Origin of the sequence: Kordia sp., assembly GCF_045105435.1 — a bacterium.
GTDB lineage: Bacteria > Bacteroidota > Bacteroidia > Flavobacteriales > Flavobacteriaceae > Kordia.
In genome coordinates this window covers 1-12386 of record NZ_JBGCDL010000363.1, presented here as the reverse complement: position 1 = coordinate 12386, position 12386 = coordinate 1, and the positions used below count along the sequence as shown (strand labels likewise).

13 protein-coding genes and 1 riboswitch are annotated in these 12386 nt (G+C 33.2%); of the genes, 7 read left to right on the top strand and 6 right to left on the bottom strand.

The window, feature by feature from the left end:
• Positions 1-981, bottom strand: a 981-nt coding sequence (locus AB8B65_RS18400) for an ABC transporter substrate-binding protein (RefSeq protein WP_405302749.1), incomplete at its 3' end; no start/stop codon positions are given.
• Between the two features lie 48 nt (positions 982-1029).
• Positions 1030-1270, top strand: a riboswitch (cobalamin riboswitch).
• A gap of 64 nt (positions 1271-1334) precedes the next feature.
• Here AB8B65_RS18400 and AB8B65_RS18395 point away from each other — a divergent pair.
• Both AB8B65_RS18395 and AB8B65_RS18390 read left to right on the top strand, forming a co-directional pair.
• A complete protein-coding gene (locus tag AB8B65_RS18395) occupies positions 1335-3197 on the top strand; it encodes a TonB-dependent receptor plug domain-containing protein (protein ID WP_405302748.1) in 1863 nt (620 codons plus the stop codon).
• Between the two features lie 278 nt (positions 3198-3475).
• Complete coding sequence (locus tag AB8B65_RS18390; protein WP_405302747.1) at positions 3476-4507, top strand: serine hydrolase domain-containing protein; 1032 nt, start codon at positions 3476-3478, stop codon at positions 4505-4507.
• Positions 4508-4825: 318 nt separating this feature from the next.
• Here AB8B65_RS18390 and AB8B65_RS18385 read toward each other — a convergent pair whose 3' ends face one another.
• Together AB8B65_RS18385 and AB8B65_RS18380 are read right to left on the bottom strand one after the other, a co-directional pair.
• The gene (locus AB8B65_RS18385; protein WP_405302746.1) at positions 4826-5446 is read right to left on the bottom strand and encodes a hypothetical protein; all 621 of its coding nucleotides are present in this window, start codon (positions 5444-5446) and stop codon (positions 4826-4828) included.
• A gap of 279 nt (positions 5447-5725) precedes the next feature.
• Positions 5726-7234 carry a S41 family peptidase gene (locus tag AB8B65_RS18380; RefSeq protein ID WP_405302745.1) on the bottom strand — a complete coding sequence of 503 codons (1509 nt, stop codon included), beginning with the start codon at positions 7232-7234 and terminating at the stop codon, positions 5726-5728.
• A gap of 123 nt (positions 7235-7357) precedes the next feature.
• Between AB8B65_RS18380 and AB8B65_RS18375 the strand changes: the two genes are divergently transcribed.
• The 4 genes from AB8B65_RS18375 (at position 7358) to AB8B65_RS18360 (ending at position 9452) form a co-directional block, all read left to right on the top strand.
• Positions 7358-7867 (top strand): RNA polymerase sigma factor, encoded by a 510-nt coding sequence (locus AB8B65_RS18375; protein ID WP_405302744.1) that lies wholly within the window; start codon positions 7358-7360, stop codon positions 7865-7867.
• Positions 7854-8276, top strand: coding sequence for a hypothetical protein (locus AB8B65_RS18370; protein ID WP_405302743.1), 423 nt, complete (start codon positions 7854-7856; stop codon positions 8274-8276). Before AB8B65_RS18375 ends, AB8B65_RS18370 begins: the two co-directional genes overlap by 14 nt.
• A 5-nt stretch (positions 8277-8281) precedes the next feature.
• Positions 8282-8818 (top strand): DUF4252 domain-containing protein, encoded by a 537-nt coding sequence (locus tag AB8B65_RS18365; protein ID WP_405302742.1) that lies wholly within the window; start codon positions 8282-8284, stop codon positions 8816-8818.
• 97 nt (positions 8819-8915) lie between these two features.
• Positions 8916-9452, top strand: a complete 537-nt coding sequence (locus AB8B65_RS18360; protein WP_405302741.1) for a DUF4252 domain-containing protein — start codon at positions 8916-8918, stop codon at positions 9450-9452.
• Between the two features lie 56 nt (positions 9453-9508).
• Here the strand turns inward: AB8B65_RS18360 and AB8B65_RS18355 are convergent, their stop codons facing one another.
• The 3 genes from AB8B65_RS18355 to AB8B65_RS18345 form a co-directional block, all read right to left on the bottom strand.
• Complete coding sequence (locus AB8B65_RS18355; protein ID WP_405302740.1) at positions 9509-10045, bottom strand: hypothetical protein; 537 nt, start codon at positions 10043-10045, stop codon at positions 9509-9511.
• A 71-nt stretch (positions 10046-10116) separates the two neighbouring features.
• Complete coding sequence (purB, locus tag AB8B65_RS18350; protein ID WP_405302739.1) at positions 10117-11460, bottom strand: adenylosuccinate lyase; 1344 nt, start codon at positions 11458-11460, stop codon at positions 10117-10119.
• A 76-nt stretch (positions 11461-11536) separates the two neighbouring features.
• Positions 11537-12103: an adenylosuccinate lyase gene (locus AB8B65_RS18345; RefSeq protein ID WP_405302738.1), complete on the bottom strand. Its 567-nt coding sequence runs from the start codon at positions 12101-12103 to the stop codon at positions 11537-11539.
• Positions 12104-12138: 35 nt separating this feature from the next.
• Here AB8B65_RS18345 and AB8B65_RS18340 point away from each other — a divergent pair.
• Positions 12139-12386 (top strand): heme-binding domain-containing protein (locus AB8B65_RS18340; protein WP_405302737.1); only part of this gene is annotated, 248 nt, incomplete at its 3' end.

The window sequence follows — 12386 nt, the reverse complement described above, 5'->3', positions numbered from 1 at the left end:
GTAACTTTTAAAACGCGCTGGACCAATCCAAATATCAGCGTCTATGGCTTTATCCAATACGCTTTCAATGCTCAAAGACAAACTTCCCGTACCTTTGGAAGCTGCCCAAATATAACTGGCGTTCGCATCTTTCAAATACTGTGCTTGGAAACTTTCGCCCGCAGGCAAATACCAAACATCTTTATACATAGCGCCCGCTAAAACAGTTGGTTTTGTAGTCGCTTTTTGAGCCAATTGTGTTGCTTCCAAATAACTTTTCTCAATCTTGTCAAACACTTCGGTGGCTTTGGCTTTTTTGTGGAAGAAAGGTGCGAAAAAGTGAATCCATTCTGCTCTTCCTAAAGGTGTTTTCTCCGTCCAATCGCCATTATAAACCACAGGGACATTGGCTTTTTGAATGGTTTTATACGTCGGATTTGAATTGTTGATCGAAAAACCAATAACGAGTTCGGGTTCTAAATCGATTAGCAATTCAATATTAATTTTTTCGTTCTGTCCAATATCTTTTACTTTTCCTGCATCAATCAATGCGCGTGTTTTTTCAGAAGAAACATAATTTGTTTGCGGAAACCCTACCAAAGCATTTTCTACACCAAGCATTTCCAAAGTGGGAATATGTGTGGTAGAAGTCACCACAACACGTTCTACAGGCGTTAATACAATGGCATCATAGTCATCTTTATTCAGTGTAATTGCTGCTGCTTTTTCTCTAGGAATCAAAGCGTATTTAAAATCGTTTTCAGCATCTGGCCAAGGAGAAAACACCGTTATAACTGTAATATCACCTAATTTTTCAACAGAAAATTTTTCAGCATGACGCAAACTTTTAGAAACTTTTTCTGATTTTTTTGTAGTTGGAAGTGTTTCTTTTGGAACTTCCTTTTTTTCCGTTTTACACGAAAAACAAATCAGGCACAGCGTTACTAAAAGGCAAAAAACAGGTTTGAATGTTTGCATGGATAAGATTGCTAATTTTTTCAAAAGTACTATTATTTCATGTTTTATGTAGATAGATTCTAAAGAATGTTTATTTTTGCACCGAATTTTGGTTTTGAGATTATGTTAGTAATCTCAAATTAAAAGGGAATCAAGTGAAAAGGTAACACACCTTCAGTCTTGAACTGTTCCCGCAACTGTAAGCATGTGCTGAAATTTTTTTTCAGTACTTCATTTCAAAAATGAATTGCTATAACTACATGACCACTGAGTATTCGGGAAGGTATATAGCAAATTGCAAGTCAGGAGACCTGCCACATTTCGCAATTAATGTCAAACTTTCGGGATAAGAGTTTGCGTATGGAAACCCATACTTTATTCCCATAAACGAAAATTAAATGAAAAAAACAGTACTATCTGTTAGTGCGTTGTTTTTAGCATGTACTACCGTATTTGCACAACAACAAGATGAAACCGAAGACCTTGATGAGGTTGTAATTTCTGATTCGCGTCACGCGTTGAAACGTGAAAACTCTGGTAAAACCGTGATTACGATTTCTAGTAAAGAAATTGAAAGGAATCAAGGAAGAACCGTTGCCGAAGTCATCAATACCAAAAGTGGAATTGAAATTTTAGGAAGTAGAAGTAATGCCGGACAAAACCTAAGTTATTTTGTACGTGGAGGAAACAACCGTCAGGTATTAATCATGATTGATGGTGTACAGGTAAATGATCCGTCTTCTATTGCGAATGACTTCGATTTGCGTTTGATTGCTTTGGATCAAATTGAATCGATTGAAATTATTAAAGGTGCTTCAAGTACACTCTACGGAAGTGGTGCGGCAACAGCTGTGATTAGTATTACGACTAAAAAATCGTCTAAAGATACCATCGCTTTGCGCGTGAATAGTTCTGTTGGAACGAATCAATCACAAGACGATTCTGATTATAATGTAACCGATTTTTCAAATAGTGCGCGTGTTGACGGAACTGTGGATGATTTAACCTATGCAGTTGGTTTTAGTCATCAAAGTACGGACGGATTATCTGCTGTAATTGGAGATGAAAGCGATCGTTTTTCACGTACAAATGCAAATGTACGCGTTGGTTATAAGTTTTCGGACGCGTTTAATGTGAGTATTTTTGGTTCACAAGATAAATTTAAGAGTGACTTCGATAATTCTTTCCCAAGAGCTGACGCTGATTTTGTTGGAAACAGTGAGCAGTATCGTTTTGGAATTGCTCCAAAATATACCTACAAAAACGGTAGTGTTACCATGAATGCTGCGTACACTACAATTGATCGTGAGTTTTTCTCAAACTTTCCATCAAGTTTTGAAGGTGAAACAGTTGCTGTAGATATCTTTAATAAGTACAACTTTAGCAATCAATTTTATACGGTTGTCGGATTGAATTATATAGACAACCAAACTACATTTATTGAAGAACAATCTTCTTCAATTGTTGATCCGTACATAAATGTTGTATATGTTTCTGATTTTGGATTTAACTTAAATGTTGGTGGACGTTTAAACAATCATAGTGAATACGGAACTAACTTTACGTATAACTTCAATCCATCTTATCGTATGGCATTAGGAGAAGGATATGCAAAAGTATTTGGTTCGTACAGTACGTCATTTATTGCGCCATCCTTGTCACAATTATTTGGAAACTTTGGCCCGAATCCGAATTTAGAACCAGAAGAAAATACGACGATTGAAGGTGGAGTAGAAGTGAAGTTGTCTGAAAAATTACGTGTAAGCGGTGTATACTTCAACAGAAAAGAAGAAAACTTTATTCAATATACAGTAACTGATTTTGTAACATTTGCAGGAGAATATCAAAATACAGATCAAGAATTTACAGTAAATGGTTTTGAATTTGAAGTAGCTGCATCGCCAATTGAAAAGTTAACAATTGATGCAAACTATACATTTACAGAGAAAAAAGATGTAAAAGTATTGCGTATACCAAAGCACAAAGCAAACTTAAATGTTGGCTATGCATTTTCGTCTAAAACAAATGCAGGATTGTCATACCAATATACTTCTGACCGTTTGGATACTGATTTTACTACGTTTCAAGATGTTACATTGGAATCGTTCAATTTAGTTGGCGCAAATTTAAGTCACACTTTTAACAAACGTTTCAGTGGATTTTTAACCGTATCAAATATATTCAACGAAGAATATAGAGAGATTACAGGATTTACAACGAGAGGTACAAACGTACGTGTTGGATTCTCATTGAACCTGTAAAGTTTATTTAATACCTATCATAAGTTGAAAAGTCATTGGGAAACCAGTGGCTTTTTTTGTATTTTATTTTCTGAATAGTAAGGAATATTAAATTGCTTCCATTCACATATAAACATATTACAGCCAATTTCAATATGGTTTTTATTGTTGCGTAAAATGTACAATTCATCAAGAACATTCAACAGTTCAGTGCTATAAAATTTCTATTTTTACCAGATACATGGAATTTTGCAAGTGTTACATACATAAAGATCATTTTAGTAAAAGCAAATTATAGTATGAAGAAAAAGATATTTAAAATCGTATTACTCTTAGGGACTTTCATTTCCATGTTCTACGTACCTTGGATTTTGGTTTGGGCTTGGATTTTACCATTACAGAATACAGTTCAAGAACAAGTAGATGAAGCTATTGGTCACGGATTTGATGGAATGATCGTCTATGTAGACGAAGCAGGAAAACCGCCCGCATTTTATACAGGAGGTTTTAAAGATCGAGAAAAAGAAATACCTGCAGATCCGAAATCATTATTTAAAATTGCAAGTATTAGTAAATTATATACGGCTGTTTCCATCGCAAAACTAGCCAAAGACAATCACTTATCTTTAGATGATACACTAACAGATTACTTTCCTGAACTTGCCGATAGAATTGAAAATGCAGAAAAAATTACATTGCGATTGATGGTACAACATCGAAGCGGTATTCCAAATTTTACAGACAACGCTGCTTATTGGGAAAATGAACAGGAAAATGGTAAAAAGGCACTTGAGTTTGCACTCGATTTGCCAGCAAGTTTTGCTCCAGATAACGGATATGAATATTCAAATACTAATTATTTATTACTTCGTAAAATTATTGATAAAGTGCTAGGTTATAGCCATGAACAGTACATTAAAGAGAAAATACTACTTCCTCTGAAGCTGAACAATACTTTTTTTTCGCTTAAAGAAGTAAATATTGACGATGTTATGAGCGGATATTATGTAGGAATCGATACAGACTTTAAGACGAATGAAAATGGCATGCTAGCTACAGCTGAAGATGTCGGTATATTTATACGCGCATTAAACGATGGTTCTGTGTTTAATGCAGGTGAAAAAGAAATTTACACGTCTATTTATGAGTATGAACATGGCGGTTTGGTTCCTGGTTATCAGAGTCTCACAGCATATTATGACGACATAGATACAGTTGTAGTACAATTTATAAACACAACAGATTTTAATGGATACGATTGGAATTTATCAGAAATTGTATTTAATCGTATTGAAAAGATTTTAAGGAGGGAAATATCTCAACGAAATTGATGGTGCAATTCTAAGTGCTGAATTATTTAATGAAATGCCAATTTAGGTTGTATATAATTAATCAGTTTTAGCTGATTTACGAAAATCCTTTTAGATTTTCTATCTATTATTTACTAACTTAAGTACCAAATCATACACAAAACCATTGGCTATAATTTGAAGAATTCCTTAAATGGCAAGAATATATGGAACCATAGAATCATTAAAATCTCTAAAATATGAGTTAGAGAATAAAGGAGTTACTAGATTTAATTCAGAAGATCATTTAATGTGTAAAGGCAAAAAATGCTTCTAAGAAATTTGAAGCGTTTTTATTTTTTACTTTGTAAAGATTTCTATCACACCATTTTTAGAAATATGTTCAAAACCAGCAATTACTTGCGATTCTTCATATTTTTGAATAAAGTTTATATGTCTAACTTTCAAATTTTGCAATACTTTAAAAGCTGAGTTTACAGTAAGTGGTTTTCTGTTGAAAATAACTAGCGGTCTCGTAGCTACAGTAAATTGTCCGCTAAAATAGCGTTCTTTCAATCGCATTAAAATCTTCTTTTTAGCTTTCCGTTTTTGTATATTTTCATTGGTTCTAATGATAGGAATGATGTCAAAATCGTATACTCTACAAGCAATGTTAAGTTTTGAAGCATTCGCAAAATAAATAGTTTGGATTGCTGATTTATCATATTTCTTCAATTCTGAATCAATTGTAGGTTCGTTTTCAAATGATTTTTCATAATAAGGAATTCCATCAAGGACAAACATAGAGCCGATTTTTAAACTATCACTTGCGTGAAGAAACCGTTCTTGTATGTGTTGTTTAATTTCGTCACTAGTATACGAATCGGTTACTTTTTGAGACACAATTTTTGTCGTTACACAAGAAGAAATAAAAAGAATATTCAACAGAACGAATAGTATAAAAGATACGTTGGTTTTCATTTGATAATTTTAATTACACTAAAACTACAATCGATTCAAATCATAAAAAAGTATGATTGAGTTAACGTACCGTTTCAATTCGCGAAAAGCATATTTAGAAAAGGGTGACTAAACTGCATAAAAAGAGACTGTATAAAAAGTTTTAAAAGTCGTCATTCTGGACTTGATCCAGAATCTCATAAAGTTGATCTCCAACTGTTGTGTGAAACCGAACTTGATTCGGTTTGACGAAATTATGTCTTTTTAGACAGCCTCTTTAAAATATATTTTCTATCAGAATTATTCCTGCGGTATCACTTTATGATTTTTTAACGCGTCATCGCTGTTACCAACTTTTAAATCGATATACATACGATTTCCAGTAATTCTACGCAATTTCGTTTCCGTAATTCCTTCTATTGGAACTATTTTTGTCGGATCGGCTAAAGGTCTTCCTGCTGCGGAAATATCCATCAAAGCTGCGGCTAATAAAGGTTCTGTTTCATCACCTAATACACCTAACGCTGTTAAATCTTCAGCAAGTACAATATCTGGATTCAATCCTTCTGTATAATTAGAAAAACCTGCACTATTTTCAAGTCGCGAAATCAGCGGTTGCATTGCCCATTTATGATTTGGGTTTAACTGTTCGTCACCAAAAGTCCAAGATGGAGAATCGTATAAAGAAACGGAAGCTTCATTTTTCCCTGTAGTTGTTGTTCCTACTTGTATAACGTCAATATAAGGTTCTAATGAGTTAATTACCAGTTCACTTGCCGAAGCTGTACTTCCTGTCGTAATCACGTATACTTTAGATAATCCTAAACTACTAATCGCAGTACCATTACTTAATGCACTTTGGAAATAACGATTTTCTTGTGCATCGGTTAGCAGTGGCTGAATTTTATCATTATATCTAAACTTAGTAAACAATTGTCCTTCAAACTGTCCGGTAACCATGCTTCCAATATTGATAGCGCTACTTACAAATCCACCTGGATTGTAACGGAAATCCAATACTAAATCGGTAACACCTTGTGCTTGAAAATCTGCAAAGACACCATTTAATTGTGTGTCAAAATTAGAAATGAACTGATTGTACATTATATATCCCACTTTTTTAGCACCAACATCAATTGTGGTATTTACTAAAATTGGGTTTTCTGTAATATTCGTTTTCGTCAAAGCAATATTTCTACCGTTTGCAGAAATAGAACGCACACCACCTGAAACAGTTAAGTCTGCAAGATTAAATGTATAAGAAGTTGGATCTAATAAACCTAAATTATTATCTGTAGAAGAATTAAAAAATAAACTTTGTCCATCAACTGCGTATACAATATCTCCACGGCGAATATCTTTTCCATCGGCATCCGAGCCAGGAATAATATAACGTACATATCCAATAACTTCCGAACTTCCACTATTTAAAAAGATGTAGCGAATGTCTACTCCATTAGAAGCCGAAGTTCCTTGTTGAGAGTTTTGTAAATCGTCATAATCATCTACAATGACACTAAAACGATCATCTGGATGGCGTAAATGTTCAAATAAATCTGCTGGATTAGGATAGCCTTGTAAAAATGCAATATAACCTTCTGCATCATCAAGTTTACTATCTGACAAATCGGCTACTTCACCTTGCCAAAAATACCATAGGTTTAAACCTTTCCATACAAAGTCTTGAATCTCTATATTTCCAGGCACACTAAACAGATTATCATCCTGATCTGTACAGCTTGTTGTCACTATAGAAACTGCAACAAACAGCAATAGCAGCTTTTTTATATTCATAATTTTCTTTATCATAGTTTGTGTTTACTTTTATAAACATTAAAAATAGCCACATTATTGTAAAATAAAAATTATTTGTAACAAATTCGTAACTGGTTCGTCTTCCTTATAACTAACCGAAATCAATAGATCATTAAAATGAAACAGGCAGATTTTTTAAATACAGTATTGCCTTTTAAAGACAAATTATACCGATTGGCAAAGCGCTTGCTAGTTTCGAACGAAGAAGCAGAAGACGCTACACAAGAAGTATTATTGAAATTATGGTCTAAAAAGTCGAAAATGGAAGCATATAAAAATGTGGAAGCTTTTGCAATGACAATGACTAAAAATTATTGCTTGGACAAGTTAAAATCAAAACAAGCCAGCAATTTAAAATTAGTACACAGTAATTATAAAGATGAAAATACCTCGTTACAACGAGAAGTAGAATTAAAAGATAGTGTAAGTTTTGTGCATGAGATTATGAACCAACTGCCAGAGCAACAAAAAATTATCATACAATTGAGAGATGTAGAACAGTATGATTTTGAAGAAATTGCCAAAGTAGTAAATATGAATCCAACTGCCATTCGCGTAGCATTATCAAGAGCAAGAAAGTACATAAGAAAAGAACTTATAAAAAAACACAACTATGGAGTTAGCTAACATAGAAAATTTAATAGAGAAGTATTTTGAAGCAACAGCAACGGTTCAAGAAGAACAAGAGTTGAAAACGTATTTTTCGCAAGACAATGTGGCGCCGCATTTGCAAGAATACAAACCAATGTTTCAATATTTTACCGATCTAAAATCCGAGAAATTTACTCGTAACGTTCCATTAAAACCTAGAAAAAACTATTTGAAATGGATTTCTGTTGCCGCTGTATTTGTTCTCACAACAAGTCTGTTCATAAACGAATGGAAAAAACAACGAGAAGTTGATGAAGCAATTGCCGACTTTAAAATGGCAATGTCTCTCGTGTCAGAAAATCTCAATACAGGAGCAAGTCACATCAACTACTTATCAGAATTTGAAGAAACAACGAACAAAATTTTTATAACAAGAAACAATTAATTAAAATGAAGAAAATCATAACATTAGTAATGTTATTGGCACTGCCAGTACTTACATTCGGACAAAATATATTTGAGAAATACGCAGACAACGACAATGTAACGTATGTGTCTATTTCACCTAAAATGTTTAAAATGCTAGCTACAGTTGGCGTTGATGCAGATGATCCAGAAGCAAAAGAGTTTTTAGATATGGTGAAAAGCATGAAAAGCTTGCAGGTATTAGCTACTGAAAGTGAAACTATTTCTACGGAATTAAAAACTTGGGTAAATAAACGTGCTTCTAAGTTAGAAGAGTTAATGCAAGTAAGAGACGGAAATACACGTGTGAAGTTCTACGTAAAAGAAGGTAAAGATGAAACACATGTGAAAGAACTTTTAATGTACATTACAGGAATTCAAGATAAAATACAAATGAAAGATAGAAATATCAATACTGTAGTAGTTTCGTTATTAGGAGACATCGATTTAACGAAAATTTCAAAACTTACCAGTCAAATGAATATTCCAGGTGGTGAACACTTGAAGAATGTTAAGAAATAATACGCATATCACTAATTTGCGTCAATAAGTACTAGTTGCTTGTTGGCGCATTTTTATATACATTCATCACATCAAAAAACAATCAATCACAAAAATTATGAAAACATTCAAACCACTTTTAGGACTGCTGTTAGTCGTCATAAGTTTGGCAAGTTGTTCCAATGGAAATAGCCTGCGAAGTTATTTTTTAGATCATGCCGAAAAAACAGGCTTTTCTTCTAGCACGATTCCAATGAGTCTTTTAAGACAAGAAGGCGTAAAATTATCTGCAAAACAAGAAGAAGCGCTCGATGCTATAGACCGTGTAAATTTATTATTTTACAGAATAGATAGTACAAAACAAGCAGAATATACTGTTGAAAGAAATAACCTTAAAAAGATTTTAAAAGATAAAAAGTACGAAGAACTCATTAATATGGGAAACAACGGTGTTATAAAATACATTGGAACTGACGATTCTATAGATGAAATTGTCGTTTTTGTTTCAGACAAACAAATGGGGTTTGCCGTTACACGTATTATTGGTGACGACATGACTTTAGAGAAATTTATGGAGTTATATAAGATGACAGAACAAAGAGATATACCTTTCAATTTTAACTTAGGTAGTTTGTCAAATATTATAGGAAACTAAAAGAAAGTGATGCATGTAGCAATGTATATGTATCACTTTTTTATATTAGAATAAATTTATTTTTTAGAATAAAAATAAATTGTAACAAGCGCAATAACAGCTAATACTGTTAAAAAAACAATCTCTTTAATCTCTCTCCTTTTTATTTGGATACGATTTACATGTTCTATCTCTGTAATTTCTTCGTGAACTTTTTTGTTGTAATTATCTAAAAAACCAGTTTTTAGCTTTTCAATTCCTTTCATGAAATCACTTGAGCTTACACCTTCTTTTGCTAAAAAAGTACATTCAAAGCTTTCATAAAGATCAAAATCAGAAAATTCATTCTTTTGATCGTTTACAATTGATAAAGTATTCACGTCAATTTTGGGGAGTTTCACAAGGCAGTCCATTGTATTTTGCAAAGATAAGCTATTAAGGATTTCTTCCAGATTGCTATTCATATTTCCAAAATGAATTCCCGATCCGTATGTATCAATAATAAAAGACTTGAACGCTTTGTTGTACACACCTTTTTTGATTTGGAGTCTTCGAGTGTTTTGTTCAACATTCAAACTAGGGGCTACTTCTTTATTTGTGAGTTTAATATTCACAATATTTATTTTTTGTTTAGTTCTTGGCGTTACAAAATTAACAAAAAAACAATGCGATGGACTATAAAATGCTATATTCCTGTATAATTACTAGGATTTATTTGCTTTAATTCCAATTTGATACCCTCAGAAACCGTTAAAGTGTCAATAAATTCGGCAATTAACTCCTGAGTTATCTTTTGATTGGTTCGAGTGAGTCCTTTTAATGCTTCGTAAGGGTTTGGATAGTTTTCTCGTCTTAATATGGTCTGAATTGCTTCCGCTACAACTGCCCAATTGTTTTCCAAATCGTCTTCAAACTTCTTTTTGTTTAACAATAATTTATTTAAACCTTTTAGTGTAGACTTAAACCCAATTACGGTATGCCCAAAAGGAACACCTACATTTCTAAGAACTGTTGAGTCTGTTAAATCGCGTTGCAATCTTGAAATTGGAAGTTTTGCCGATAAGTGTGTAAAAATTGCATTTGCAATTCCTAAATTTCCTTCGCTATTTTCAAAATCGATCGGATTTACTTTGTGTGGCATTGCAGAAGAACCAACTTCTCCCTTTTTTATTTTTTGTTTGAAATAATCCATGGAAATGTACGTCCAAAAATCACGATCCAAATCAATCAAAATCGTATTGATACGTTTCATTCCATCAAAAATTCCTGCAACATGATCGTAATGTTCAATCTGTGTTGTTGGAAACGAATGATGCAAACCTAAAATGCGTTCTACAAAGTTAGTACCAAAAGCTTTCCAATCAATCGTTGGGTACGCCACTTTGTGCGCATTAAAATTTCCTGTAGCACCACCAAACTTTGCCGCATGTGGAATAACAGACATGGTTTTCACTTGTGCTTCTACACGTGTAATAAACACTTCAATTTCTTTCCCTAAACGCGTTGGAGACGCAGGTTGTCCGTGCGTTCTTGCCAACATAGGAATCTCAGCCCATTCGCTTGCAAGTGCTTTCAGTTTTTCTAAAACGCTTACCAACTCTGGAAGATATACATCTTGAATTGCTTCTTTGATAGAAAGTGGAATTGCGGTATTATTAATGTCTTGTGAAGTTAATCCGAAGTGAATAAACTCTTTATGTGCCGAAATATTAAGTTGATCAAATTTCTCTTTAATAAAATACTCAACCGCTTTAACATCATGATTGGTTACTTTTTCAATCTCTTTAATGGCTAGTGCATCTTCGGAAGAAAAATTTTCATAAATAGCACGCAAATCATCATACAAAGAAGCATCAAAATCTTCCAATTGTGGTAATGGCAAGTTGCATAATGCAATAAAATATTCGATTTCGACTAAAACACGATATTTAATCAAAGATTCTTCACTAAAATAATTAGCTAAAGAGATGGTTTTGTTACGATATCTTCCATCAATAGGAGAAATTGCGTTAAGCGGAGTAAGCGTCATTGTAGTTGTGTTGTTGTTTTAAGCTCACAAATATACTTGTTACGTTCTTAGTACTAAAATTTTAGGACTTCATTTTCTAGCCTTTTTTAATTCGCTTGATGAGGTCTCTAGCTCTCGCTTTAAAAGCAGCACTTTGCGACAAATAATCGCGTTCTAAAATAATAAGTAATTCTTCATGAATCCAATCAAATTCGCTTCCCAATAAAAATAATGAACGCATAGAATAGGCTTTAACGGCTACTTTTTGATCAGAAATCATCCAATCAAAACAAGCTTCCGTAATTTTTTCGCGCTGTTGTTTTGTTAGTTTTTCTTTTGTCTGATTTGGATTTTTATGATAATACGCTTCAATCAAATATTCAGTAACTTTTGCCATGGGTCGAACGGCAGGATCTAAATATACGGTTTGCATTTTTTCAGTGTAAAGGTCTAAATGTGGTAAGATGGCGTCCAAACGTTCTCTAGCAACAAATTCAAACAGCCATGCGGCTCTTGCCGAAATTTTATCATCTACCGTAAATACAACTTCTAACAATGTTGGCAACAACTCAATATTGTTTAAAACGATCTTTGAATAGTAGTTTCGCTTCTCGCGTGAATGATTTACATAATTTAATTCCGAATAAAGTTGTTCAAACGTCATTGTTTTTATAATTTAGACTGCTTAAAAATAACAAAATGAAGATACTTAAAAAAATAGCAGTTTTAGCATTAATCGCATTGGTAATTTTACAATTTTTCGGACCAGAGAAAAATGTAGGTGATGTAGCAGATTTAAAACCTTTTATGGAGGAAACAAATATGTCAAGTTCTGTAGCAGCTACTTTAAAAGTTGCTTGTTTTGATTGTCACTCTAGCAATACGCGTTATCCTTGGTACAGCAACATTGAACCAATTTCTTATTGGATGGCAGAACATGTAGAACA

Bases quoted from the DNA above. Each gene is read 5' to 3' on its own strand.
- AB8B65_RS18360 (WP_405302741.1), top strand. From the start codon at position 8,916: ATGAAAACATTCAAACCACTTTTAGGACTGCTGTTAGTCGTCATAAGT.
- AB8B65_RS18345 (WP_405302738.1), bottom strand. From the start codon at position 12,103: ATGACGTTTGAACAACTTTATTCGGAATTAAATTATGTAAATCATTCA.
- AB8B65_RS18385 (WP_405302746.1), bottom strand. From the start codon at position 5,446: ATGAAAACCAACGTATCTTTTATACTATTCGTTCTGTTGAATATTCTT.
- AB8B65_RS18370 (WP_405302743.1), top strand. From the start codon at position 7,854: ATGGAGTTAGCTAACATAGAAAATTTAATAGAGAAGTATTTTGAAGCA.
- AB8B65_RS18375 (WP_405302744.1), top strand. From the start codon at position 7,358: ATGAAACAGGCAGATTTTTTAAATACAGTATTGCCTTTTAAAGACAAA.
- AB8B65_RS18390 (WP_405302747.1), top strand. From the start codon at position 3,476: ATGAAGAAAAAGATATTTAAAATCGTATTACTCTTAGGGACTTTCATT.
- AB8B65_RS18365 (WP_405302742.1), top strand. From the start codon at position 8,282: ATGAAGAAAATCATAACATTAGTAATGTTATTGGCACTGCCAGTACTT.
- purB (WP_405302739.1), bottom strand. From the start codon at position 11,460: ATGACGCTTACTCCGCTTAACGCAATTTCTCCTATTGATGGAAGATAT.
- AB8B65_RS18395 (WP_405302748.1), top strand. From the start codon at position 1,335: ATGAAAAAAACAGTACTATCTGTTAGTGCGTTGTTTTTAGCATGTACT.
- AB8B65_RS18380 (WP_405302745.1), bottom strand. From the start codon at position 7,234: ATGATAAAGAAAATTATGAATATAAAAAAGCTGCTATTGCTGTTTGTT.